18 protein-coding genes are annotated in these 23,397 nt (G+C 72.9%); 12 read left to right on the plus strand and 6 right to left on the minus strand.

The annotated features are described in order from the left end of the window. Window positions 1-12 precede the first annotated feature (12 nt). Window positions 13-1,575: a hypothetical protein gene (locus tag ACZ432_RS14235; protein WP_426961781.1), complete on the minus strand. Its 1,563-nt coding sequence runs from the start codon at window positions 1,573-1,575 to the stop codon at window positions 13-15. Between the two features lie 137 nt (window positions 1,576-1,712). On the opposite strand from ACZ432_RS14235, the gene ligA reads away from it, so the two are divergent. Together ligA and ACZ432_RS14245 are read left to right on the plus strand one after the other, a co-directional pair. Beyond that, the gene (ligA, locus tag ACZ432_RS14240; RefSeq protein WP_426961780.1) at window positions 1,713-3,560 is read left to right on the plus strand and encodes an ATP-dependent DNA ligase LigA; all 1,848 of its coding nucleotides are present in this window, start codon (window positions 1,713-1,715) and stop codon (window positions 3,558-3,560) included. Between the two features lie 83 nt (window positions 3,561-3,643). Beyond that, complete coding sequence (locus ACZ432_RS14245) at window positions 3,644-4,417, plus strand: MBL fold metallo-hydrolase (RefSeq protein ID WP_426961779.1); 774 nt, start codon at window positions 3,644-3,646, stop codon at window positions 4,415-4,417. Between the two features lie 12 nt (window positions 4,418-4,429). On the opposite strand, the gene msrB is transcribed toward ACZ432_RS14245, so the two are convergent. From msrB to glpK, 5 genes are all read right to left on the minus strand, one after another. Then, complete coding sequence (gene msrB / locus ACZ432_RS14250) at window positions 4,430-4,873, minus strand: peptide-methionine (R)-S-oxide reductase MsrB (RefSeq protein ID WP_426961778.1); 444 nt, start codon at window positions 4,871-4,873, stop codon at window positions 4,430-4,432. A gap of 46 nt (window positions 4,874-4,919) precedes the next feature. Continuing rightward, window positions 4,920-5,603: a phosphoglycolate phosphatase gene (locus tag ACZ432_RS14255; RefSeq protein ID WP_426961777.1), complete on the minus strand. Its 684-nt coding sequence runs from the start codon at window positions 5,601-5,603 to the stop codon at window positions 4,920-4,922. A 111-nt stretch (window positions 5,604-5,714) separates the two neighbouring features. After that, window positions 5,715-6,887 (minus strand): Cdc6/Cdc18 family protein, encoded by a 1,173-nt coding sequence (locus ACZ432_RS14260; RefSeq protein ID WP_426961776.1) that lies wholly within the window; start codon window positions 6,885-6,887, stop codon window positions 5,715-5,717. Window positions 6,888-7,035: 148 nt separating this feature from the next. After that, window positions 7,036-8,097, minus strand: coding sequence for a hypothetical protein (locus ACZ432_RS14265; RefSeq protein ID WP_426961775.1), 1,062 nt, complete (start codon window positions 8,095-8,097; stop codon window positions 7,036-7,038). Between the two features lie 3 nt (window positions 8,098-8,100). Beyond that, entirely contained in the window at window positions 8,101-9,633 is a 1,533-nt protein-coding gene (gene glpK / locus ACZ432_RS14270; protein WP_426961774.1) for a glycerol kinase GlpK, read from the minus strand. 367 nt (window positions 9,634-10,000) lie between these two features. Between glpK and glpA the strand changes: the two genes are divergently transcribed. The 10 genes from glpA to ACZ432_RS14320 all read left to right on the plus strand — a co-directional run bounded on the left by glpA (window position 10,001) and on the right by ACZ432_RS14320 (window position 23,391). Further along, window positions 10,001-11,758, plus strand: a complete 1,758-nt coding sequence (gene glpA, locus ACZ432_RS14275; protein WP_426961773.1) for an anaerobic glycerol-3-phosphate dehydrogenase subunit GlpA — start codon at window positions 10,001-10,003, stop codon at window positions 11,756-11,758. Beyond that, window positions 11,758-13,236 carry a glycerol-3-phosphate dehydrogenase subunit GlpB gene (gene glpB / locus ACZ432_RS14280; RefSeq protein ID WP_426961772.1) on the plus strand — a complete coding sequence of 493 codons (1,479 nt, stop codon included), beginning with the start codon at window positions 11,758-11,760 and terminating at the stop codon, window positions 13,234-13,236. Before glpA ends, glpB begins: the two co-directional genes overlap by 1 nt. Continuing rightward, the gene (locus ACZ432_RS14285; protein WP_426961771.1) at window positions 13,233-14,717 is read left to right on the plus strand and encodes an anaerobic glycerol-3-phosphate dehydrogenase subunit C; all 1,485 of its coding nucleotides are present in this window, start codon (window positions 13,233-13,235) and stop codon (window positions 14,715-14,717) included. Before glpB ends, ACZ432_RS14285 begins: the two co-directional genes overlap by 4 nt. Before the next feature lie 95 nt (window positions 14,718-14,812). Continuing rightward, window positions 14,813-16,192 (plus strand): CRTAC1 family protein, encoded by a 1,380-nt coding sequence (locus ACZ432_RS14290; RefSeq protein ID WP_426961770.1) that lies wholly within the window; start codon window positions 14,813-14,815, stop codon window positions 16,190-16,192. A gap of 123 nt (window positions 16,193-16,315) precedes the next feature. Continuing rightward, a complete protein-coding gene (locus ACZ432_RS14295) occupies window positions 16,316-17,344 on the plus strand; it encodes an LLM class flavin-dependent oxidoreductase (protein WP_426961769.1) in 1,029 nt (342 codons plus the stop codon). A 49-nt stretch (window positions 17,345-17,393) separates the two neighbouring features. Further along, a complete protein-coding gene (locus tag ACZ432_RS14300; RefSeq protein ID WP_426961768.1) occupies window positions 17,394-18,188 on the plus strand; it encodes an ABC transporter ATP-binding protein in 795 nt (264 codons plus the stop codon). A 1-nt stretch (window position 18,189) separates the two neighbouring features. Next, window positions 18,190-19,668: a hypothetical protein gene (locus tag ACZ432_RS14305; RefSeq protein ID WP_426961767.1), complete on the plus strand. Its 1,479-nt coding sequence runs from the start codon at window positions 18,190-18,192 to the stop codon at window positions 19,666-19,668. 115 nt (window positions 19,669-19,783) lie between these two features. Then, window positions 19,784-21,460 carry an acyl-CoA mutase large subunit family protein gene (locus ACZ432_RS14310; RefSeq protein ID WP_426961766.1) on the plus strand — a complete coding sequence of 559 codons (1,677 nt, stop codon included), beginning with the start codon at window positions 19,784-19,786 and terminating at the stop codon, window positions 21,458-21,460. 83 nt (window positions 21,461-21,543) lie between these two features. Further along, window positions 21,544-21,930 (plus strand): methylmalonyl-CoA epimerase, encoded by a 387-nt coding sequence (gene mce, locus ACZ432_RS14315; protein WP_426961765.1) that lies wholly within the window; start codon window positions 21,544-21,546, stop codon window positions 21,928-21,930. Between the two features lie 183 nt (window positions 21,931-22,113). Beyond that, on the plus strand, window positions 22,114-23,391 hold the full coding sequence (locus ACZ432_RS14320) for an MFS transporter (RefSeq protein WP_426961764.1): 1,278 nt from the start codon (window positions 22,114-22,116) through the stop codon (window positions 23,389-23,391). Window positions 23,392-23,397: the final 6 nt, after the last annotated feature.

Consider the following 23,397-nt stretch of genomic DNA (forward strand, 5'->3'; position numbering starts at 1 on the left):
GGGTCCGCGACCTCACCAGTCCGCGAGGCTGCCCTCGATGAGGGTGTCCGTCTGCTTCCTGATGTACGCGCGCTGGGCGGCGTGGACCGCCTCGTCGACCGAGGCGCCGTCCGCGACCGCCTGGCGGAAGCGGTCGCGCTTCCAGCCGGCGGGCGTCGTCCAGCGCTCGACGCGCCAGCGCAGGGGCGCGAGCCAGCGGGCCGCCTCCTCGAAGGAGCACCCCGCGTCGCGCAGTCCGGCCTCCGCCGCGTCGAGCAGGTCGTCGTAGATGGCCTCGTTGGCCTCCGTGTGTCGCCCCTCGGCGTCGACCCACTGCATGTCGGCGTCGATGCCGTCAGCCACGACCGCGTAGAAGTTGTCGCGGGCGGTCTCCCACGGGAGTTCGATGACCGGATGCTCGCGGTGTGGCAACCCCTCCATCAGGCCGGCGAAGGCGGCCTGGAACGCCACGGAGTCGCGGACGGTGGGCTGTGCGGCCACCGGCCGGAACTCGATCCGCGCGTTCGCGGACGAGCGCGAAGCGCCCTCGAACACCGGTCTGACCCAGCGCCAGTAGGTGCCGTGTTTGAGCCGGAACGTGGCGAACTCGTCGTCGAAGCGGTCACCCTCCGAGACGGGCATCGGGACGATGGTCTCGTCGGCCGCCACGCGGTCGACCGCCTCCTCGACCGTCTCCAGGTCGCGCGGGAACCGAACCTTGTCGGCCTCGGTGCGTCCGTTGAGCACCGACTCGAAGACGTGGACGCGGTTCTCGTGGGCGCCCTCGGCGAGCACGCGTTCGGGGTCCTCGCGCCAGTCGTCGTCGTACAGCTCCGGCGGGAAGAACGGCGAGTTGACGCCGAGCGCCAGTAGCGGGGCCGCGACGCGGAGCGCGTACCGGAAGTGCTTCGGGAGCGTGGCGGCCTGCGCCACCTGATAGTGCGGCTGGATCGAGGTGATCAGGCTCTCGGGCATCACGGTGTCCGCCGTGAGGCTCACGCCCGGCGCCTCGAGCCGCGTCACCTCCCCCGCGTCCGCGTTCGCCTCTGCGGAGTCGTTGGCCATCGCGTGGTAGCGGTCGGCGGCGCTCATGTTCGTCGCCACGGTGACGCCGTCGAGGTCGACGCTGTCGGTGAGGTACTCGGCGGCCCCCTCGCCGGCGGGCGGGATGGTCCAGAGCCCGTCCGAGACGAGCCGCATCCCCTCCGCGGAGGCCGGCGCGAGCGCCGCGGCGAGGCGCGCGCGGACCTCCGCCTCCTGCGACTCCAGCCCGTGGTCGGAGAGCGGCTGCGGGCTGGTGGACATCTCCGCGTTGTGGAGCCCGAGCTCCTTCTCGAACCCCATCAGCTCCAGCAGGCGGCGCGGGACGCGCATCAGCGCGTAGTCGCCCGCGCGCGACTCCTCGCTCCACCGCCCGTCCGCGACCGCGTAGAACTCGTACTCGAAGCCGACGATGGACTGGTGGTTGTCGAACGCGCCGTCGCGGAGGTGCTGTTTGACAAGCTCCGCCTCCGCGGCCGCTCGGTCGGCGAACGCCTCGGCGTCCACGTCCAGCGCCGCACGCACGCGGGCCGCGAGGTCGGGCTCGGTGCTCATGCCCGTCCCGTGCGGCCGCGAGCTTATAAATGACGGCGGCCGAGGCGGCGCTCGCGGGAGGGCGTCACGGTCGCGCGGGCCGGCGCGACCGCCCACCATCGGGGCGCTTTTGGGCCCCGCCGGCCGAGGGCGACCGTATGGAGTTCGCCGCGTTCGCCGCCCGCGCCGAGGAGTTGGAAGCCGAGCCCGCGGACCTGGAGACGGTGGCGCTGGTCGCGGACCTGCTCGCGGAGGCGGGCCCGGACCTCCCGACCGTCACCCGCTTCCTGCTCGGACGCGTCTTCCCGGCCCACGACACCCGGACGCTGGACGTGGGGCCGGCGCTCTGCTACGAGGCCATCGCACGGGCCGCGGGCCCGAACGTGGACGCGGCCGACGTGGAGACCACACTCGCGGAGCTGGGGGAGATCGGCGCCGTCGCCGCCGACTACGACTTCGGCGGCCAGCGCGGCCTCGCGGCGTTCGCGGGCGGCGGTGACGGAGCGGACGGCGGTGACGGAGCGGGGAGCGGCGGCGGAGCGACGGCCGGCGCCGGGCTGACCGTCGCCGAGGTCGACGCCGAGTTGCGGGCCCTCGCGGCGGCCTCGGGCGCCGGCAGCGAGTCCACGAAGCGCGACGCGCTGTTCGGCCTGTTCAACCGCTCGGAGCCCGCGGAGGCGAAGCTCATCGCCCGGCTCGTGCTCGGCGAGATGCGCCTCGGCGTCGGCGAGGGCGCCGTCCGGGACGCGATCTCCGAGGCGTTTCTGTCGGCCGGGGACGCGGCGGCCCCCGAAGAGGGGTCCGACGAGCCGGTGGTTCACGCCACCGACGAGGAAGTTGCGACCGTCGAGCGCGCGCTTCAGGTGACCAACGACTACGGGCGCGTCGCGGTGCTGGCCCGCGAGGAGGGCGCGGCGGGCCTCGACGAGGAGGGACTGGAGGTGGGTCGCCCCGTGCAGGCGATGCTCGCGCAGGCGGGCACGGCCGCGGACGCGCTCGAGGAGTGGGGCGAGGCGGCCGTCGAGACCAAGTTCGACGGCGCGCGGGTGCAGGTCCACTACGACCCCGCGGTCGAAGAGGGGACGAAGACGGGCGACGCGCTCGGGCCGGCACTCTACTCCCGGAACATGGACGACGTGACCGACGCCCTCCCGGAGATCGTCGAGTACGTCGCGGAGCGCGTCGACGTGCCGGTCATCCTCGACGGCGAGGTCGTCGCGGTCGACGACGCGGGCGACCCGCTCCCGTTCCAGGAGGTCCTGCGCCGCTTCCGACGGAAGCACGACGTGGACCGGATGCGCGAGGAGGTGGAGCTCCGCCTCCACGCGTTCGACTGCCTGCACGCCGACGGCGACGACCTCGTGAACGCGCCGCTCCGCGAGCGCCACGACCGTCTCGCCGCGCTCCTGCCCGACGCGGCCGCGGACGTGACCGTGACCGACGACCCCGACGAGATCGCGGCCGTCGAGGCGGCGGCGCTGGAGGCGGGCCACGAGGGGATCATGCTGAAGGACCCCGACGCGGCGTACACGCCGGGCGACCGCGGGCGCAACTGGCTCAAGCGCAAGCCGGACGTCGAGACGCTCGACCTCGTGGTCACCGGCGCGGAGTGGGGCGAGGGGCGGCGCGCCTCACTGCTCGGGACGTTCGAACTGTCGGTCCGGGCGGGAGGGAGCAGCGGCGGGGACGGCGGAGACGGCAGGGACCGAGGAGCCGACGCCTACGAGACGATCGGCAAGGTCGCGACCGGCATTACCGACGCGGAACTGGAGGAGCTGACCGACCTGCTGGAACCGCACGTCCTCGCGGAGTCGGGCACCGAGGTCGACATCAGGCCCGCGGTCGTCTTCGAGGTCGGCTACGAGGAGATCCAGCGCTCGCCCACCTACTCGTCGGGCTACGCGCTCCGGTTCCCGCGGTTCGTGGAGGTCCGCGCGGACAAGGACCCCGTCGACGCGGACTCGCTGGCGCGCGTCGAGCGGCTGGCCGGCGACGCCGGCGACTGACGGAGCCCGGCGCCCTCGTCGTCGAGCGGTCGTCCGCCGCCGGGATGGCCACCCTCAAGGCGGTCGCCCGCGCAGGGGCGCACATGACGGTTCGCTACGACGGGTTCACCGTCGACTGGCTCGGCTACGCGACCGCACGCGTCGAGACGCCCGACGGCTACGTCTGCTACACGGACCCCGGCCGCTACGGCGTCCTCGACGACTACTGGGCGAAGGACGGCGACCTCGTGCTCGTCACCCACGACCACCACTACGACAGCGACGGCATCCGGTCGGTGGCCGGCGAGGACGCGACGCTGGTGATCTACGAGGGCGTCGACCCGGCGGGCATCGACCGCGACGTGGAGCCGATCGCCGACCTGGCGGCGGACTACGAGGTCGTCCGCGTCGAGGAGGAGGACGAACTGGAGGTCGCGGCCGCCGGTGCGGCGGGTGACGCGTCCGCGGACGCGGGCACGGTCGACCCCGACGCGACGGTCTGGTCGGTGCCGGCGTACAACGACCCCGAGGGGCCGAACGCGAGCGCGGACGGCACCGTCACGCATCCGAAGGGGCTCGGCTGCGGCTTCCTCGTCGCGCTCGGCGGCAAGCGCCTCTTCTGGCCGGGCGACTCCGACGCGCTCGACGGCTTCGCGGAACTGGACGTCGACCTGTTCCTCGCGAACATCGGCGGGGGTGGCATCGTCTCGGACGAGGCGGCCTCGGCCGAGTTGGCCGACGCGATGCGGCCGGAGCTGGTCGTCCCGATCCACTACGACACGTTCGAGCAACTGGAGGCGGACGGCGAGGCGTTCGCCGCGGATGTGGCCGTCCGGAGCGTCGCCGTCGCGCTGGACGAGCGGTCCGCGAATCAGTAGCGGTTCGCGGCGCTACGCGTCCTCGCCGGCCGGCCCCTCGTCGAACTCCATCGCCACCGAGTTGATACAGAAGCGCTTCCCGGTCGGTTCGGGGCCGTCGTCGAAGACGTGCCCGAGGTGGGAGTCGCAGTCGGCACACCTGACCTCCGTCCGAACCATCCCGTGGCTGGTGTCCTTCCGCGTGGTCACCGACTCCTCCTCGGCGGCGTAGAAGGCGGGCCAGCCGCAGCCGGAGTCGTACTTCGTCTCGGACTCGAACAGCACCTCGCCGCAGGCCTTACACCGGTAGATCCCGTCCTCGTCGTGGTCGACGTAGTCGCCCGAGAACCGGGCTTCGGTGCCCGCCTCGCGCAACACGCGGTACTCCTCGTCGGTCAGCCGCTCGCGCCAGTCGGCCTCGCTCTCCGGGACCTCGTCCGCGGGTCCGTCGCCGGTCTCCGTGTCCGCGTCACTCATGGCCGGCCCTACGGGCCGTGCCCGCAAGGCCCTTGCGGCGCACGGGTCACGGCCCCGCCGCGCCCTCACGCAGCGCCTCCAGCACCGCCGCGGTGCCGTCCATGTAGCCCGCCTCGAGCACGCGGTCGGCGGCCTCGCGGGCGGCCTCGTCGGCGTTGGCGACCGCGTACGACTCGCCCGCGACCGCGAACGTCGAGACGTCGTTGACGCTGTCGCCGACCGCGACGAACCGCTCCGGGTCGACCCGGAGCGTCTCGCAGAGCGTCTCGAAGGCGGCGCCCTTGCTCACGCCGGGCGTCTTGACGTGGTACGCGTAGCCCGTGTCCACGACCTCCAGGTCGTAGCCGGCGGCGACCTCGCGGAGCAGGTCCTCGTCGGCGTCGTGCGAGGCGGCCACCTCCGTCTCGCGCCAGCGGTTCACCGTCGAGCGCGTCCCCCATCCGAGGTCGCCGCCGCGGCGGTGGAACTCCTCGACCGCCTCCCAGCAGGCCTCCGCGTCGCCCGCGAGCGTCGTCTCGCCGTCGGCGTACACGACGCCGCCGTTCTCGGCGACCACGTTCTCGGGCAGTCCCAGGAAGTGCGCGAGCGCGACCGGATAGGGGAACGACTTCCCGGTCGCGAACACCACCGGCGCGTCCCAGCCGGGCAGCAACTCGAAGACCCGACGGTCGACGCGGTGCTCCGGCGTCGTCAGCGTCCCGTCGATGTCCAGCACGAGGGGCGGAACCATGGCCGAACATCGCGGCCGCCGCGGCAACTACCTTGCGCCCGCGCGGCGGCGTCGGAGACGCCCCCGCAACCACCCCGGCCGCGCGCCGTGTTCCTGATCGCCGGCCGCGGGTCACTCCCGCAGGTCGTCCAGGCGCCGGAACGCGGTGGGCGGGAACCGGAGTTCGACGCGGCTCGGCGGGCGGCCGCGCCCGCTCGCCTCCTCGGCGCGCACGCGGGCGATGATCCCCGCCTCCGCGAGCTCGTAGAGGAACCGCTTGACCGTCCCCGCGGAGAGGTCCACGTCGGGGTCGGCCGCGATGGCCTCAGTCGTCTCGGTGACCGACGCGCGCTCGTCCTCGTCGAGGGTCACGAGCGCGCGCAACACGGCGCGGCGGTTGTCCTGCAGCGCGAGGACGCGGCCGAGCGCCGCGCACGGCTCCGGCATCTCCGCGATGGCGGCGTTGACGTCCGCCTCCGAAAGCCGGGTCCCGCCCTCGCGGTCCGCGCGGACGGCCGCGACGAACAGCACCGTCAGCGCGTCGTGGGCGTCCCCGTCGGCCCACTCGGCGATCCGGCGGGCGAGCGAGTGGTCGAGCGCCCCGCGCGCGAGCCCCGAAGACGCTCGCGAGGTGAGGATGTCGACGAGGATCTGCTGGCGGTAGCGGTCGACCGCGAGCGTCGTCGCGGTGTACTCCGACAGGGACGTCTCCGCGGGCGGCGTCCGCCCGACGGCGAGCCAACTCGCGTTGCTCGGCAGGCCAGCGAATAACTCGACGGGGTCCGGCCGGTCGTCCGCCTCCGGGTCGTCGACGTGGTCGACCGCCACGACGGCCCCCGGCGTCCCGGTCAGCGTCTCGCGGAGGCGGTCGCGCAACTCGTCGGTGCTCACGCCGTGGCCGGGCACCGACTCCTCGACCACGCCGTCCAGCACCGCGCGGTAGAAGCCGAACGCGCTGGTCGTCTCGCGCATGTCGACGCGGACGAACTGCGGGAGCGTCGTCGGCACCGCGCGCGTGCTGGTGTGGATCCCCGTCCGTGTCTCGGCGGAGGTCCGTCGGAGCCGATCGAAAAGCGCCGTCACGACCGCGGACTTCCCGGAGCCGGCCGGGCCGTGCACGTAGGCGTTCGGCGGGATCGTCCCCTCGAAGGCCGGGTCGAGGTGGTCGAGGATCCGCTCGAGCGTGGGGCCGCGGTCGACGGGCTCGTCCGCGTGCGCGGTGGGAGCGATCGCCGTGTAGTCGCGCACCAGCCGCTGGCCGTCGTCGCCGCGGCGTCGTCGGTCGATCCGTGCGTCGATGTTCATGGCGGAATGGCGTCGGCGTCGTCAGCGTCTCGTCGCCCCCCGGTCAAAAGAATCGCGGTCGCGCACCCGCGAGCGGTCGGGGATCGGAGGGGAGCGTGACCGACGCGACGACTCGCGACGGCACGGGGACCGGGCGTCGGCATCGCCCTCAGAGGTAGCCGGCGTTCGGAAGCACGCCGACCAGTGCGAGCACGCCGATGACGAGCATCAGGATCGCGATGGCCATCGCCGGCGGGTCCACGTGCGTGGAGCCGTGCGCGTAGAAGAGGCGCTGGGTGGCCTCGCCGAGGAGACCGCTCAGGGCGCCGACCAGCCCCGCCGCGACCAGGACGACCGGCGCGCTGCCGGTCATCGCGGCGACGACCACGGCCGCGGTCGATCCGAGGAGGGTGATGTGGTGGGTCACGGGGATCTTCTCCACGCCGAGGTTCAGGAACAGCAGGCTCATCGCCGAGATGGCGTAGCCGAGGAAGATGCTCCCCGTCTCCAGCCAGAGGTAGCCGCCGAGCACCCCGCCGATCAGGCCGATGGTGGCGACCCCGGACCACTTGTACTGGTGGGGGAGCCACGGTTCGGTGACGAGCGCCTCCTTCCCGCCGTCGGTCATGGCCCGGGTCTCGCCGCGCGCGAACGGCGTCATGTCGAGGAAGCCGTCGCCGCCGGGCGACCCCACGAGCGAGTAGCCGAACGCGACCCGCGCCAGCAGCGCCGTCGCGACGACCGAGATGGCGATGGGGTCGCTCGGGAACCCGACCGCGCCGAGCAGGCGGGCGATCAGCATCCCGGCGACGCCGGTGACGGCGCCGACCGCGAGGATGTCCGGCTTCGTGCCGAACGCGTAGAGGATGTTCTTCCCGAAGTGGTAGTCCCACCCCTCGGGCTCCATCTCGGGGTACTTCTTGGCCGCGTACGCCGTGGCGGCCACGCCGCCCGCGAAGGCGACGTGCGGGCCGGTCACCATGCCGAAGCCGATGACGCCCGTGATGCCGGCGGCGAGCTCGCCGTCGGGGACCGCCTCGATGGCGTCGAACTCGCGCTGGAGGATCGCGATCCCCTCGCCGAGGAAGACGACGAAGCCGGTGAAGATGAACGACGGCAGCGCACCGAGCGCGGCGCCGAAGGCCCCGCCGGCCATCGCCGCGATCACCAACACGAGGAACCGCTCGACGGTCACGTCCAGGAGCGGAACCTGGAGCAGGAGGTCGAACATCGGTCACTCCTCCCGCGCCCAGTCGAGCGAGCGCTCGACGGCGTCGTCCCACCGGTCGTACATCCTGTCGGCCTTCGCCTCGTCCATCTCCGGCTCGAAGGTGCGGTCGACCTGCCAGTTGTCGCGCAGCTCGTCGAGCGACTCCCAGTAGCCGACCGCGAGGCCGGCCGCGTACGCGGAGCCGAGCGCGGTCGTCTCGTCGACCTCGGGGCGGACGATGTCCGTCTGGATGATGTCCGACTGGAGGCCACAGAGGAAGTCGTTCTTCACCGCGCCGCCGTCGACGCGGAGCGAGGTGGTCTCGACCCCGGAGTCGGCCTCCATCGCCTCCGCCACGTCGCGGGTCTGGTAGGCGATGGACTCCAGCGTCGCCCGGACGATGTGCTCCTTGCGCGTGCCGCGCGTGATGCCGACCATCGTCCCGCGGGCGCGGCCGTCCCAGTGGGGCGCGCCGAGGCCCGTGAACGCCGGGACCATGTAGACGCCGTCCGTCGACTCGACGGAGCGCGCCAGCTCCGCGGTCTGGGCGGCGTTGTTGATGAGGTCGACGTCCTCCAGCCACTCGATGGCGGCGCCGGTGATGAAGATGGAGCCCTCCAGCGCGTACTGGACCGGCTCGCCGGACAGCTGGAACGCGACGGTCGTCAGCAGGCCGTGGTCGGAAGTGACCGCGTCCGTCCCCGTGTTCATCAGGTAGAACGAGCCCGTGCCGTAGGTGTTCTTGGCGTCGCCCGCGTCGAAGCAGGTCTGGCCGAACAGCGCGGCCTGCTGGTCGCCGAGCGCGCCCGCGACGGGGACCTCGGCGCCGAGGAAGCCGTCCGGGTCGGTGTGGCCGTACAGCTCCTCGTCCGAGGAGGGGCGCACCTCCGGGACCATCTCCTCCGGGACGCCGAACGTCTCCAGCAGGTCGTCGTCCCAGTCCATCTCGTGGACGTCGAACAGCATCGTCCGCGAGGCGTTCGTCACGTCCGTGATGTGGTTGCCGGTGAGGTTGTAGACGAGCCACGCGTCGATGGTGCCCATCAGCAGGTCGCCGGCCTCGGCGCGGTCGCGGAGGTCCTCGCCCCGCGAGCTCTGCAGCTTCAGCGGCTCCGCGTTGTCGAGGATCCACTCGGTCTTCGTCGCCGAGAAGTAGGCGTCGACTTCGAGGCCGGTCCGCTCCTGGATCCACTCGTCGTCGCCCGCTTCCTGCAGCTCCTCGACGCGGTCGGTGGTCCGGCGGTCCTGCCACACCAGCGCGTTGTGGACCGGGCGGCCGGAGTCGGCGTCCCAGACCACGGTCGTCTCGCGCTGGTTGGTGATCCCGAGCGCCGCGAGCTGGTCCGCGTCGATGCCCGCGGCCGCGAGGCCGTCGACGACGACGGACTGCGTGTTCTCCCAGATCTCGACCGGGTCGTGCTCGACCCAACCGGGATTGGGGTAGATCTGTTCGTGCGTCTCGTAGGCGTTCGCGACGACCTGCCCCGCGTGGTCGAACACCATGAACCGCGTGCCGGTCGTTCCCTGGTCGATCGCTCCGACGTACGTGTCTGACATGTGGTTGGCTCTCCCCCGCGACAATTATTTATCTCTGTTGCCGCGTTACCAGTAAACAAAATACTGAATCATTATAAAGGTTTGTGAAAGACCACCACACCGGCGGCTCGCCATCGGCGGTCCCCCGGCCTGGAGTCGTCTGCCGAGACGCGGCCCGATAGGACAGAACGGACGAGGTGAGCCACCTACGGCCGTTCTTCGCTGGCCGCTCTGCGAGGGGAGCGGTCGTGGACGGTCGCGACGACGCGCCTCCCGTTCCGGATCCGGGTCGGCTGTCCGCGGATGAGCGCCCGCGATCGAATACGTTACGCTCGACTCGCCAGAGGCGATAAGACAAAGTGGGTCCGATCCGTAGGTGAGGTAACGAATGGCATCGACACCACACGTCGTCGTCGTCGGCGGGGGGTCGACGGGCTGCGGGATCGTCCGCGACCTCGCGACCCGCGGGGTCGACGCGACGCTCGTCGAGAAGGGGAACCTCACCCACGGGACGACGGGGCGGATGCACGGCCTGCTCCACAGCGGGGGGCGGTACGCCGTCTCCGACCAGAAGTCCGCCCGCGAGTGCATCGAGGAGAACACGGTCGTCCGCGACATCGCCGCCCACTGTGTCGAGGAGACGGGCGGCCTGTTCGTCAAGCGCCCCGAGGACTCCGAGGAGTACTTTCAGGAGAAACTGGCGGGCTGTCGCGCCTGCGACATCCCCGCCGAGGTGATCGACGGCGTGGAGGCGCGCCGCCGCGAACCGTACCTCGCGCGCGACGTGGAGAAGGCGATCACGGTGCCGGACGCCGCGGTCGACCCCTTCCGGCTCTGCGTCGCCAACGCCGCGGACGCGATCGAGCACGGCGCCCGCGTCGCGACGCACGCGGAGGTGACAGACGTGCTCGTGGAGGACGGCGCGGTCGTCGGCGTCAAGGTCGAACACGGGGACGGTCCGGGAAAGCGGAGCGACCGCGGTTCCGAGACGGGGAGCCGTCCCGCGCCGGGCGAGACCGAGACGATCCGCGCCGACCACGTGATCAACGCCGCGGGCGCGTGGTCCGGCGAGATCGGCGCGATGGCGGACGTCGACGTGGCGGTCCGCCCCTCGAAGGGCGTGATGACCGTGATGAACGTCCGGCAGGTCGACACGGTGATCAACCGCTGCAAGCCGAAGGGCGACGCCGACATCGTCGTCCCCCACGAGACCGCCTGCATCCTCGGCACGACCGACGAGGAGGTCGACGACCCCGAGGACTACCCCGAGGAGGAGTGGGAGGTCGACCGCGTCATCGACGAGCTCGCCGAACTCGTCCCGCCGCTGGCGGACGCCCGGACGCTCCGCTCCTTCTGGGGCGTCCGGCCGCTGTACGAACCGCCGGGGACCGGCACCGACGACCCGACCGACATCACGCGCGACTACTTCCTGCTCGACCACGACGAGCGCGACGACCTGCCCGGGCTGACGACGGTCGTCGGCGGGAAGCTCACCACCTACCGGCTCATGGCCGAGTCGATCACCGACCACGTCTGTGAGAAGTTCGGGGTCGACGCGGACTGCGTCACCGCCGACGAGCCGCTCCCCGGCTCCGAGGACTTCTCGGTCCTGCGCGACTACATGGACGAGTTCGGCCTGCGCTCGCCGGTCGGCCGGCGCTCGACGCAGCGGCTCGGCTCCCGCGCGGACGAGGTGTTGAAGACGGACGAGCCGAACCCCGTGGTCTGCACCTGCGAGGGCGTCACCCGCGCCGAGCTCCGCGACGCGATGACGGGCGAGAACGGCGCCGGCGCGGACCTCAACGCGGTCCGGCTCCGCACGCGCGCCTCGATGGGCAACTGTCAGGGCGGCTTCTGTGCCCACGCCATCGCGGCGGAGCTGCACCCCGACTACGACGAGCCGACCGCCCGCGCCGCCCTCGACGAGCTGTACCAGGAGCGCTGGAAGGGCCAGCGGCACGCGCTGTGGGGCGAACAGCTCTCGCAGGCGACGCTCTCGCGGACGCTCCACGCGCTCACGCTGAGCCGCGACGCGGATCCCGCCACGCTCGACGACGGCGTGGACTTCGGCGCGTTCGACGACGGATCGGAGGACGGAGCGCGCTGGGACTCTGCCACGGGGGCGGACACGGGAGGCGGTCGCTGATGGCCATCGAGAGCGACGTGCTGGTGGTCGGCGGGGGGCTCGCGGGCGCGACCGCCGCGCTCTCGGCCGCGCGCGAAGGCGCGGCCGTGCGTCTCGTCTCACACAAGGACTCCACGCTGCGGCAGGCGTCCGGCCTGATCGACGCGCTCGGCTACGTTCCGCCCAGTCGGGCCGCGGGCGACGCCGGTCCCGGGTCGGACCCGACGCTGGACCCCACCGCGGGGCGCACGGGCGCGCTCGCGGAGCGACGACCCGACCCCGAGGGTCCGCTTCCGAACCCCTTCGAGCAGGTCGACGCACTCCCCGACGGCCACCCCTACCGGCTCGTCGGCGCGTCGGCGCTCCGGGAGGGGCTCGCGCTGTTCGACGACGCCGCCGGCGACCTCTACCGCGGCGCGCACACGGAGCGCAACGCGCTGGTTCCCACCGCGGGCGGGACGGTGAAGCCGACCGCGCGCTACCCCGCGTCGATGGCGGCGGGCCTCGCGAGCGACGACGCGCCGGCCCTGATCGTCGGCTTCGAGAGCCTGCCGGAGTACGACGCGCGGCAGCTGGCGGCCCGCCTGCGCGCGGCCGGCGTCCCGTTCCCGGTCGCGGGCGTCGAGATCGCGTTCCCCGGCGAGTTTCGGGACGACGCCCGGCTCACCCGACTCGCGGGCGCGCTCGACCGGAACGAGGCGCTCGGCGGCGACGACGCGGGGCGGGGGACGCCCGCCCGCGAGGCGCTCGCGGACGCCGTCGAACCGCACCTCGACGCGGTCGGCGCGGTCGCGGACGGCGACGGCAGTGACAGAAGGACCGCGGCCCGCGTCGGCTTCCCCGCCATGCTCGGCGACGAGCGCGCCGCCGCGGTCCGCGCGGACCTCTCGGACCGACTGGGCGCCGCGGTGTTCGAACTCCCCGGCGGCCCGCCGAGCATCCCCGGACTCCGGCTGGAGGACCGCCTGTTCGACGCGCTCGACGAGGCTGGCGTCCGCGTCGAGACCGGGAACCCCGTCGTCGGCCGCGAACTGGACGAGGACGGACGCGTCGCGCACGTCCTCGTGGACAGAAAAGGGCGAGAGATACCCTACGCCGCGGACGCGTTCGTGCTCGCCACGGGCGGCGCGGTCGGCAAGGGGATCGACGCCGACCGTGAGGGGGTCCGGGAGCCGGTCCTCGGCTGTCACGTCCCTCACCCCGACGACCGCTACGAGTGGTTCGTCGACGACGCGTTCGGCGACCAGCCGTACGCGCGGTTCGGGGTGGCCGCGGACGGCGCCCTCCGGCCGCTCGACGCGGACGGCGCGGTGCAGTACCCCAACGTCCGCGTGGCGGGCGCGACGCTCGGCGGCGCGGACGTGGCCCGCGAGAAGTCCGCCAGCGGCGTCTCGCTGGCGACGGGCGTGGTGGCGGGACGCGGCGCGGCGGCGGTGGCACTGGACGGAGCGAACAGTACCGACGACGCAGCCGGCGACATGACAGAGGAGAACGCATGACCGACGACTCATCACACGACGACAACGACGACGATCGCGAGCGTCCGGCGCCGGGCGTCCCGCGACTCGGCAGCGACGAACAGCCCGCGGTGTACGTTGGCGCTGACGCGGACGACCCCGCGGGGGAGTACCCGGCGGAGGAGTTCGGTCCCGAGACGGCCACGGACGGCGGGACGGCGGCCGACGGCGACGCCGCCCCCGCTCCCGGCCCGGACCCGGACGCCTACGACCCCGTCGACGTGTTCGAGGGCGGCGACCTCGACCTCCGGGAGGGCGCCGACTCCTGTTACAAGTGCACCACCTGCGACACCTCCTGCCCGGTCGCGGAGGTCGACGACGAGTTCCCCGGGCCGAAGTTCCAGGGGCCCGAGCAGTGGCGGCTCAAGCGCAAGGAGGACACGGAGATCGACGACTCGATCACCTCCTGTTCGAACTGCATGCGCTGTGACTCCGCGTGCCCCTCCTCGGTGCCGCTCTCGCAGATGCACAACGAGGCGCGGGGCGAGTTCGTCGAGCGGCAGATGAGCAAGCTCTCGCGTGAGTACGTCCGCAACCGGATCCTCTCGAACTACCGCTTCTTCGCGTCGATCGCGAGCAAGGCGCCGCGCCTGGCGAACGCCGCGACGAAGGTCCCGGGTGCGATGTGGCTGGCCGAGAAGACGCTCGGCGTCACGAGCGAGCGGGAGTTCCCCGAGTTCGCCGAGCAGACCTTCCGGGAGTGGTGGCGCGAGCGCGGCGGGGCCGCCGTCGAGAACCCCGACAAGCGCGTGGCCTACTTCCACGGGTGCTACTCCAACTACAACACACCCGAGGTGGGGAAGGCGATGGTCCGCGTCTTCGAGCAGTACGGCTACGAGGTCATGGTCCCGCCACAGAAATGCTCCGGGACGCCGATGTTCGCCAACGGCATGCTCTCGGACGCCCGCCGCGCGGCCGAGACGAACGTCGAGAACCTCGTCGAGGCCATCGGCGAGGGCGCGGACGTGATCGCCTCCTGTACCTCCTGTTCGCTCTCGCTCAGACAGGAGTACCCGGAGCTGTTCGACATCCACGGCATCGAGGACCTCTCGGAGAACACCTTCGAGGCGCTGGAGTACCTCCGGATCTACGAGGACGTGGAGGCCGACGTGGCCGAGGCGGAGGTCGACTCGGGCGCCTTCGCCTACCACGCGCCGTGTCACGCCCGCAATCAGGGCCTCGACCGGCAGGCGCTGGAGACGTTCCGCGACCTCGACGGCGCCGCGATAGAGGACGTGGGCGATTCCTGTTCGGGCATCTCCGGCACCTACGGCTGGAAGGCCGAGAAGTACGACGTCTCGATGGAGATCGGCGCCGACATGTTCGACCACATGGAGGACGCCGAGGGCGAGACCGGGATGACCGAGTGCCCGACCTGCGCGATGCAGATGGAGCACGGCACCGGCTACGAGGTCGAACATCCCCTCCAGCTGTTGGAGCGCGCGCTCGTCGAGGGGTCGTAGGGGGCGAGTCCCCGCTCGACGGGAGCCGGAACGCCCCCGCTGAGCACCCCGCCCGAACCCGTGAGTACTTCCCTCCGCAGCGGTGAGGGACGGCCATGCTTCGAGCCGTCCCGGACCTGCTCGAGGACGCCGCCCCGGTACGGGGACGCGGCGTCGCGGTCACGCCGGGACGGGAGGGCCCCCTCGTGTTCGTCGGCGGCGACGGGGAGCCGAACCGCCTCTACGCCCGCGAGGGCGACGCCTACGTCGACACCGCGACCGGCATCGTCGCGGACCCGGACAGACACGCCGCCTGCGTCGTCGCCGCGGACCTCGACGCGGACGGCTGCGAGGAACTGTACGTCCACAACACGGACGTCGACGCCGGCCACACGCCGGAGACCGACCTCCTGCTGGACCGGTTGGAGCGGGACCGCTACCGCTGGACGGACGCCTTCTCGCTCCCGGTCAACCGCGACCGGCGCAACCATCGCGTCGGGCGGGCGGTCGCGGCGGTCGACCGCTACGGCACCGGCAGATACGGCGTCGTCGTGGGCTGTACCGACTCCCCGACGCGGTTCTACGAGATCGGCGACGACGGCGAGGTGACCGACCTCGCGGCCGCGGTCGGCATCGAGGTGGAGGCGGACGTGCGCTCGGTGGTCGCCGCGCCGGTGCTCACCGACGGGATGGACCTGTTCGTCGGCGCGGCGGACGGCGGCAGCCGGCTGCTGTGCAACGAGTCGGGGCACTTCGCGGACGCGGCCGGGCCGTCGCCGGCGGACGGAGCGCCGGTCCGCGCGGCCACGCTCGTCGACGAGGGCGACGCCCTCGCGCTCGTCGCCGCGACCGAGACGGGGCTCGAGCGCTACCGACCGGACGGTGAGGGGGGGCTCGTCCCGGTCCCGACGCCCGCCTTCGAGGGCGTGACCGACGTGCGCTCGCTGACGACCGCCGACCTCGACAACGACGGCCGCGAGGAGCTGTTCTGTGCGACCGCCTCGGGGTCGAACAAGCTGTTCGCGCGGCGCGACGGCCTCGACGCGGACGGCGACCGTGACTGGGGGCGCGTCGACGCGGGCGACGCCGAGGCCCCGGCACGGAGCGCCGGCGCGACCGCGGTCGCGGACCTCGACGGCGACGGCGCGCTCGAACTGCTGGTGCTGTGCGACGAGACCCCCCGCCCGCCCGCCCTGTTCGAGTGCCCGGTCGCGAGCGGACGGGACTGGCTCCGGGTCAGACCGACGACGCAGTACGACGCGCCCGCCCGCGGCGCCGTGGTGCGACTGCGGACGACCGCGGGCGTCCAGCGCCGCGTCGTGGAGGCGGGCTGTGGCTCCCCCGGCGGCTCCGAGCCGGTCGCCCACTTCGGCCTCGATGGCGCGACGCCCAAGCGGCTGATCGTCCGCTGGCCCGACGGGCGCGAGCAGGCGATCGAGGACCCGGAACCGAACGTCGAGCACGGGGTCGACCACCCGGTTGCCCCGCGGTTCTGAACCGCCCGGTCGCGCCACGGGTCTGAACCGACCGCGCGTCCGAGCGCGTCGCCGCTCCGCGGGGCGACCGGCGACGCGCGCGGCGAGCCGAACCGTTTTCACCGCGGATCCCCGACCGCCCCTGTGAAGCTCTCCGCCGTCGACCTCTCCCCGGTTCCGGCCGACGGGACCGCGGCCGACGCCTACCGGAACACGATCGAGGCCGCCGAACAGGCCGAACGACTCGGCTACGAGCGGTTCTGGGTCGCCGAACACCACGGCCGCGGCGACACGCTCGCCGGGACGACTCCCGAGGTGTTGCTCGGCCGGCTCGCGGGGGCCACCGAGGAGATCCGACTCGGCTCCGGCGCGGTGCTGCTCAACCACTACAGCCCGTTCAAGGTGGCCGAGACGTTCGGGGCGCTGGACGGGCTCGCGCCGGGCCGCATCGACGCCGGGCTGGGACGGGCGAACGGCTCGCCGGCGGTCGACAAGGCGCTCGGGACGGACCGGCGCGTCCGGGACCCGGACGCCGACCACGAGGAGAAGATCGAGGCGGTCGTCGCGCACCTGTACGACGACTACCCCGAGGGACACCCCTACGCGGACCTCTCGGTCCCGCGGTCCGACGCGGCGCCGCCGACCCCGTGGGTGCTCGGGTCGAGTCCCTCCAGCGCGGCGCTCGCCGGGGGGCTCGGACTCCGGTACTGCTTCGCGGCGTTCATCAAGCCTGACAACGCCGAGGCAGCGTTCGAGCGCTACCGCGACGCGTTCGAGCCGTCGCGGCTCCCCGGCGGCGTCGACGAGCCGACGGGCATGGTCGCGGTGAACGCCGTCTGCGCCGAGACGGACGCCGACGCCGCCCGGCAGCGCGCGGTCGCCGAGGCGTCCTTCCGTCGGTTGCGACGGGGCGAGGTCGGCCCCCGGCCGTCGGTCGAGGAGGCGATCGCGGAGCTCGGCGGCGCGCCCGAACCGACCCCCGCGACGCTCGACCCCGGCGAGTGGCCGCGAGCGATCTCGGGGGACCCGGACACGCTCGCCGGCCTGCTGGACCAGCTTGCGGGCCGCGTCGGGGTCGACGAGGTGATGGTCCAACACGCCGTGGGCGACCACGCGGACGCGCTCCGGTCCCACGAGCTGATCGCGGACGGGGTCGGCCTGACACCTCGTTGAACCCGCCGACGCCCGTACGCCTTTATGTGACTCCCTCGAACACCGGGCGATGACAGCGATCCGCGCCGACGGGCTGGAGAAGCGCTACGGCGACGTGGCCGCGCTCGACGGGCTCTCCGTGACGGTCGAGGAGGGCGAGCTGTTCGGCTTCCTCGGGCCGAACGGCGCCGGCAAGACGACCACGCTGCGGGTGCTGACCGGGCAGCTCCGGCCGGACGCCGGCAGCGCCGAGGTGCTCGGCGTCGACCCCGTCGCGGAGCCGGTCGCGGTGCGCCGGCGCGTCGGGATCCTCCCCGAGGAGGGGTCGCCGCCGAGCTTTCTGACCCCGCGTGAGTACCTCTCCTTCGTCGGGCGGGTCCGCGAGATGGACCCGGAGACGGTGACCGAGCGCACCGAGGCGTGGGCCGACCGGCTCGGGTTCGCGGGGAAGCTCGACACGCTCGCGACCGACCTCTCCCGCGGGCAGGGACAGAAGACGATGTTCGCGGCCGCGTTCCTCCACGAGCCTGACCTGGTGTTCATCGACGAGCCGCTGGCGAACCTCGACCCGATCGTCCAGGAGCGCGTGAAGCGCTTCCTGACCGACTACGCCGGCGAGCACACCGTCTTCGTCTCGACGCACAACATCGAGGTCGCCGAAGAGCTCTGCTCGCGCGTGGGCATCGTCGCCGACGGGCGCGTGGTCGCGGAGCGCGAGACCGCGTCCCTCGACGGCTCCCTGCTCGACGCGTTCCTCGACGAGGTGGACCGGGCCGGGGCGCGCGACCTCCCGGGCGTCGAGGCGGGCGACGCGGTCGCGGACGGCGGCGCGGAGCCCCGGGACGACGACGGCGCGGGGGTCTGAGATGGCCTCGCTCGACCGCGCCCTGCTGGCGACGCTGTGGCGCGAGGAGTGGCGCCTCCACGCGCGGCTGTTCGGCGGCGGCCGGTTCGCGACCCTGCCGCTCGTCGTCCTGACGATGTCGACGCTCGGGGGGCTCGGGCTCGCGGCCGTGGGGACGGAGGCGGCGACGATCGAGCGCGGGATCCGCGGGGTCGCGCTGCTGTTCGGACTCTACGCGGGCACCGCAGCGTTCGTGGGCGGCGACCGGACCGACGACCTCTTCGACGACCTCTCGCTCGTGCTGTCGACGACGGAGACGCTCCCCCTCGACCGGACCCGGATGCTCGGGCTGTTCCTGCTGAAGGACGCCGCGTTCTACGCCGTCGTCTTCGTGCTGCCGATGGCGGTCGGGACCGCGCCGCTCGCGGCCTCGGCGGCCGGGTTCGGACTGGTCGAGGGCGGGAGCGCCGCCGTTCCGGCATCGGTGGGCGCGGCGCTGCTCGCGGTCGTCGCCTCCGTGGGGCTGCTGTGGGTCGAGGCGGTCGCGCTGTTCGCGCTCGGGATGGCGCTCACGGTCGCCGCCATCGCGACGCGCACCCGGGGGATCCCCCGGATCGGACTCGTCGCCGGGGCCGTCGCGCTGGCGGCGCTCGCGTGGGCGACCGGCGCGGCTCGACTCGCGCTCGCCGGGGGGAGCCTCGCGGTCGGCGCCGCGGCGCTCGCGCTGGCGCTCCTGGTGGCGGCGGGCGCGCTCGTCGTCCACGACCCGACGCACCGCCCGGCCTCGCGTCGCTCCGCCGCCCGTCTCGGCGCGCTCGCGGACCGGATCGGCGACGCGGACGGCCTCGTGGTCAAGAGCCTGCTCGACCTCTCGCGCTCGCGCGGCGGGCTCTGGAAGCCGGTCGTCTCCGCGGGGATCCTGCTGGCCGTCGTGGCGGGACTGCTGGGGCTGGTCGAGACCATCGTCGCCGTCCGACCGGCACCGGGCGCCTTTTTCGGCGCGGTGCTGTCGCTGTCGGCGTTCACGACGTACAACTGGCTGACGAGCGTCGACGCGCTCGCGACCTACGAGATCCTGCCCGTCGCGCTGCCGGCGGTGTTCCGCGCGAAGCGGCGCGCGTTCGCGATCGTGGGGATCCCGGCGGCGCTTTCGGCGTACGCCGTCGCGCTCCTTCTGTACCCGACGACGCTCGGCGACGCCGCGCTCGGCGCGCTGTGGCTCGTCGCGGCCTCGGCGTACTTCTTCGGCGTGACCGTCTACCTCGCGGGGTTCGACCCCAACGAGTTCCTGTTCGACCCCGCGCGGTTCGGCGCGTTCGGCGCCGCGGTCGCGCTCGTGGTCGTGCCGGCGCTGCTCGGCTCGTTCCTGCCCGCGGCCGGGATGGTCCCGACATGGGCGCCCGCGGCCGCGGTCGGCGGCGCGGTCGCCGTCGGCGCCGCGGGCGTGCTGCTGGCCGTGCGGGCGGGCCCGCGGTGGGCCGAACGCGCGCGTGCGGCGTGAGGAACAGAAAAATCGCGGCTCGGAGGAGACGGCCGAGAAAACCTCGGCTCCGCGGACGCCCGCAGTCCGCCGCCTTCTCCAACAGTTAAGTCCCGCAGGGGCGACCCAATAGGTAATGTTCGACCCCGAGGAACTGGCGGCGATCCGCGAGGGCCACGAGTCGTGGGAGTCCGAGACCTACGGCCCGACGGTCGAGCGGTTCGGGGAGCGCAAGGACGAATTCACCACCGACACCGGGGGGCAGGCGGTCGACCCCCTCTACACGCCCGCGGACGTGGCCGATCTCGACTACGACGAGGACGTGGGCTTCCCCGGCGAGGAGCCGTACACGCGCGGCGTCTACTCCACGATGCACCGCGGTCGGCTCTGGACGATGCGGCAGTACGCCGGCATGGGGACCGCCGCGGAGACCAACGAGCGGTTCAACTACCTGATCGACCAGGGGTCGTCCGGCCTCTCGATGGCGTTCGACCTGCCGACGCAGATGGGGTACGACTCCGACGCCGCGATGGCGCAGGGCGAGGTCGGGCGCTCGGGCGTCGCCATCGACACGCTCGACGACTTCGAGACGGTGTTCGACGGCATCCCGCTGGACGAGGTGTCCACCTCGATGACGATCAACGCGCCCGCCTCGGTGCTCTTGGCGATGTACATCGCGATGGGCGACCAGCAGGGCGTCGACCGCGCGGAGCTCCGCGGCACCATTCAGAACGACATCATGAAGGAGTACATCGCGCGGAACCTCTACATCTACCCGCCCGAGCCCTCCATGCGGCTGATCACGGACATCTTCGAGTTCTGCGCCGCGGAGGTGCCGAAGTTCAACACCATCTCCATCTCCGGCTACCACATCCGCGAGGCCGGGTCGACCGCGGCCCAGGAGGTCGCGTTCACGCTCGGCAACGGCATCCAGTACGTCGAGGCGGCGCTCGACGCGGGGCTTGACGTGGACGACTTCGCCCCGCAGCTCTCCTTCTTCTTCAACGCGCACAACAACATCTTCGAGGAGGCCGCGAAGTTCCGCGCCGCGCGCCGGATGTGGGCGCAGATCATGGAGGAGCGGTTCGACGCCGAGAACCCCAAGTCCAAGCAGCTGAAGTTCCACACCCAGACCGGCGGGTCGACGCTCACCGCCCAGCAGATCGAGAACAACGTCGTCCGCGTCGCGTATCAGGCGCTCGCGGCCGTCCTCGGCGGCACGCAGAGCCTCCACACGAACGGGAAGGACGAGGCGCTCGCGCTCCCGACCGAGAAGTCGGTCCGGACCGCCCTGCGGACCCAGCAGATCCTCGCTCACGAGTCGGGCGCGGCCGACACCATCGACCCGCTCGCGGGCTCCTACTACGTCGAGAACCTCACCGACGGCATCGAGGAGGAGGCGTTCGAGATCCTCGACGAGGTCGCGGAGCGCGGCGGCATGCTGGAGGCGGTCAAAAGCCAGTGGGTCCAGCGGCAGATCCAGGATGTCGCCTTCGAGCGGCAGGAGGAGATCGAGGCCGGCGACCGGATCATCGTCGGCGTCAACGAGTTCGAGGTCGACGAGGAGCCCGAGATGGACTTAGAGGAGGTCGACCCCGAACAGGAACAGGAGCAGATCGACCGCCTGGAGGCGGTGAAGGCCGACCGCGACGCCGAGGCGGTCGAGGACGCGCTCGCGGCGGTCCGCGAGGCGGCGCGCGGGTCCGAGAACGTGATGCCCCACATCGTCCACGCGGTCAAGCAGTACGCGACCGTCCAGGAGATCTGCGACGTGCTCCGCGAGGAGTACGGCGAGTACAAGCCGGGGCGGTGAGGGGAACCGGGGCGGCCGACCCCTCTCGGACCGCGCCCGCGACGCCTCGCGGGGCTTATGCCCCGGGCGGCAGACACCGAGGTATGGAGTTCGACCACGTCGGCGTGGCCACGGACGATGCGGCCGCGCTCGCGAACCTGTTCGACGACCTGCTGGACGCGCCGGTCGCTCACGAGGAGACGTTCGACGGCATGCGCGTCGTGTTCCTGGAGCTCGACGGCGGCGGCTACTTCGAGCTGCTCGAACCCCGCGAGGGCGGGGCGATCGCGGACTACCTCGACCGCGAGGGGCCGGGGGTCCACCACGTCGCGCTGGCGACCGACGACGCCGCCGCCGCGCTCGACCGCGCCCGCGGCCTCGGCATCGACCTCGTGGACGAGGAACCGCGGCCGGGCGCGTGGGGCCACGACGTGGCGTTCCTCCACCCGCGGTCGACGGGCGGCGTGCTCGTGGAGTTCGTGGAACACTGATCGGTCGGGGTACGGCGGTCGGACCGACGCCGGAGATCCCGAGAGCACCTGCGACCGCTCCATACAGCACCTGCCCCACGAGCACCGTCCAGCGTCGCACAAGCACCGTTCAGCGTCGCACCACACCGCGGCGCAGTGCCGCGAAACCGCCCTTTATGGTCCCGGGCCGGGAGCCACCCACCGATGGCTCTCGATCCGCGCCGCCGGCTCGCCGACCGCGTCTACTACGGCTGGGTGGTCGTCGTCGCGTGCTTTCTGGCGTCGATGGCGACGTTCGGGTCGACGTACGCCTTCGGCGTCTTCTACGACTCGCTGCTCGAGACGTTCGACGCCTCCCGGACGGCGCTGGCGGCCGCGTTCGGGCTCCAGACCGCACTCATCTACGTCGCGGGCGTCGGCGCGGGGCGCGTCGTGGAGACGCAGGGCGGCCGACGCGTGGCGGCCGGTTCGGGCGCGCTGCTCGCGGGCGGGCTCGCGTGGACCGCCGTCGCGCGCAGCTACGCCGAACTGCTCGTCGCGTTCGGCGTCGTCGCGGCGACCGGCATGGCCGGGCTCTACGTGGTGGGGTACGCCACCGTCCCGCGGTGGTTCGGCCGCCGCCGCGGCACCGCGGTCGGCGTCGCCTCCGCGGGCCTCGGTGTGGGGCTCGTGGCGGTCCCCGCGGCCGCGGACCGGCTGATCGCCGCGGTCGGATGGCGCCCCGCGATGGCGGCGCTCGCGGCGACGGTCGGCGTCGTCGCCGCGCTGGTCGCGCTGCTTTTCGCCGACGATCCCGCCGACGTCGGCGCCGAGGCCGGCGAACGCGCCGAGTTCTCGTCGACCGGTGCGGGCGGCGACCTGAGCCCCTCCGGGGTCGCCCCCGACGCCGGGACGACGCTGCGGTCGCCGGCCTTCCTGCTCGTGACCGCGGGCTGGATCCTGACGTTCGCGCCGCTGTACGTCGTCTTGAGCCACGTGGTGCTCCACGCCAGCGACGCCGGACTCGGGCGAGCGGTCGGCGTCGCGGCGATCACGACGCTGGGGCTCGCGACGACGGTCACGCGGTTCGGGATCGGCGCGCTCTCCGACCGCGTGGGACGGACTCGGACGTTCGTCCTCTGTGCGGCGCTCATGGGCGCGGCGACCGCGGGGTTCGCGGTCGCCTCCGGACGGGCGACGTTCCTCGCCGTCGCGGTCGCGTTCGGCGTCGCCTACGGCGGCTGCGGCGGTCTCCTCGGCGCGCAGATCGCCGACCTGTTCGGCGAGGGGGCGCTCACTACGCTCTTTCCGGTGGCCTCGCTGTCGTTCGGCGTCGCCGGGCTCGCGGCGCCGCCGGCCGCGGGCGCGGCGTTCGAGGCGCTCGGCAGCTACGACCCGGTCCTGCTCGCCGGCGGCGCCGCTGGGCTCACGGGCGCGGGCTGCGTGGCGCTGGCGGGCCGGCTGGCGGGCGGCGGCGAGGAGAGGATGCGTGCGCCCGACTGACGGGCC

The organism is Haloparvum alkalitolerans, from assembly GCF_055381565.1.

Bases quoted from the DNA above. Each gene is read 5' to 3' on its own strand.
- ACZ432_RS14235 (WP_426961781.1), bottom strand. From the start codon at position 1,575: ATGAGCACCGAGCCCGACCTCGCGGCCCGCGTGCGTGCGGCGCTGGAC.
- ligA (WP_426961780.1), top strand. From the start codon at position 1,713: ATGGAGTTCGCCGCGTTCGCCGCCCGCGCCGAGGAGTTGGAAGCCGAG.
- ACZ432_RS14245 (WP_426961779.1), top strand. From the start codon at position 3,644: ATGACGGTTCGCTACGACGGGTTCACCGTCGACTGGCTCGGCTACGCG.
- msrB (WP_426961778.1), bottom strand. From the start codon at position 4,873: ATGAGTGACGCGGACACGGAGACCGGCGACGGACCCGCGGACGAGGTC.
- ACZ432_RS14255 (WP_426961777.1), bottom strand. From the start codon at position 5,603: ATGGTTCCGCCCCTCGTGCTGGACATCGACGGGACGCTGACGACGCCG.
- ACZ432_RS14260 (WP_426961776.1), bottom strand. From the start codon at position 6,887: ATGAACATCGACGCACGGATCGACCGACGACGCCGCGGCGACGACGGC.
- ACZ432_RS14265 (WP_426961775.1), bottom strand. From the start codon at position 8,097: ATGTTCGACCTCCTGCTCCAGGTTCCGCTCCTGGACGTGACCGTCGAG.
- glpK (WP_426961774.1), bottom strand. From the start codon at position 9,633: ATGTCAGACACGTACGTCGGAGCGATCGACCAGGGAACGACCGGCACG.
- glpA (WP_426961773.1), top strand. From the start codon at position 10,001: ATGGCATCGACACCACACGTCGTCGTCGTCGGCGGGGGGTCGACGGGC.
- glpB (WP_426961772.1), top strand. From the start codon at position 11,758: ATGGCCATCGAGAGCGACGTGCTGGTGGTCGGCGGGGGGCTCGCGGGC.
- ACZ432_RS14285 (WP_426961771.1), top strand. From the start codon at position 13,233: ATGACCGACGACTCATCACACGACGACAACGACGACGATCGCGAGCGT.
- ACZ432_RS14290 (WP_426961770.1), top strand. From the start codon at position 14,813: ATGCTTCGAGCCGTCCCGGACCTGCTCGAGGACGCCGCCCCGGTACGG.
- ACZ432_RS14300 (WP_426961768.1), top strand. From the start codon at position 17,394: ATGACAGCGATCCGCGCCGACGGGCTGGAGAAGCGCTACGGCGACGTG.
- ACZ432_RS14305 (WP_426961767.1), top strand. From the start codon at position 18,190: ATGGCCTCGCTCGACCGCGCCCTGCTGGCGACGCTGTGGCGCGAGGAG.
- ACZ432_RS14310 (WP_426961766.1), top strand. From the start codon at position 19,784: ATGTTCGACCCCGAGGAACTGGCGGCGATCCGCGAGGGCCACGAGTCG.
- mce (WP_426961765.1), top strand. From the start codon at position 21,544: ATGGAGTTCGACCACGTCGGCGTGGCCACGGACGATGCGGCCGCGCTC.
- ACZ432_RS14320 (WP_426961764.1), top strand. From the start codon at position 22,114: ATGGCTCTCGATCCGCGCCGCCGGCTCGCCGACCGCGTCTACTACGGC.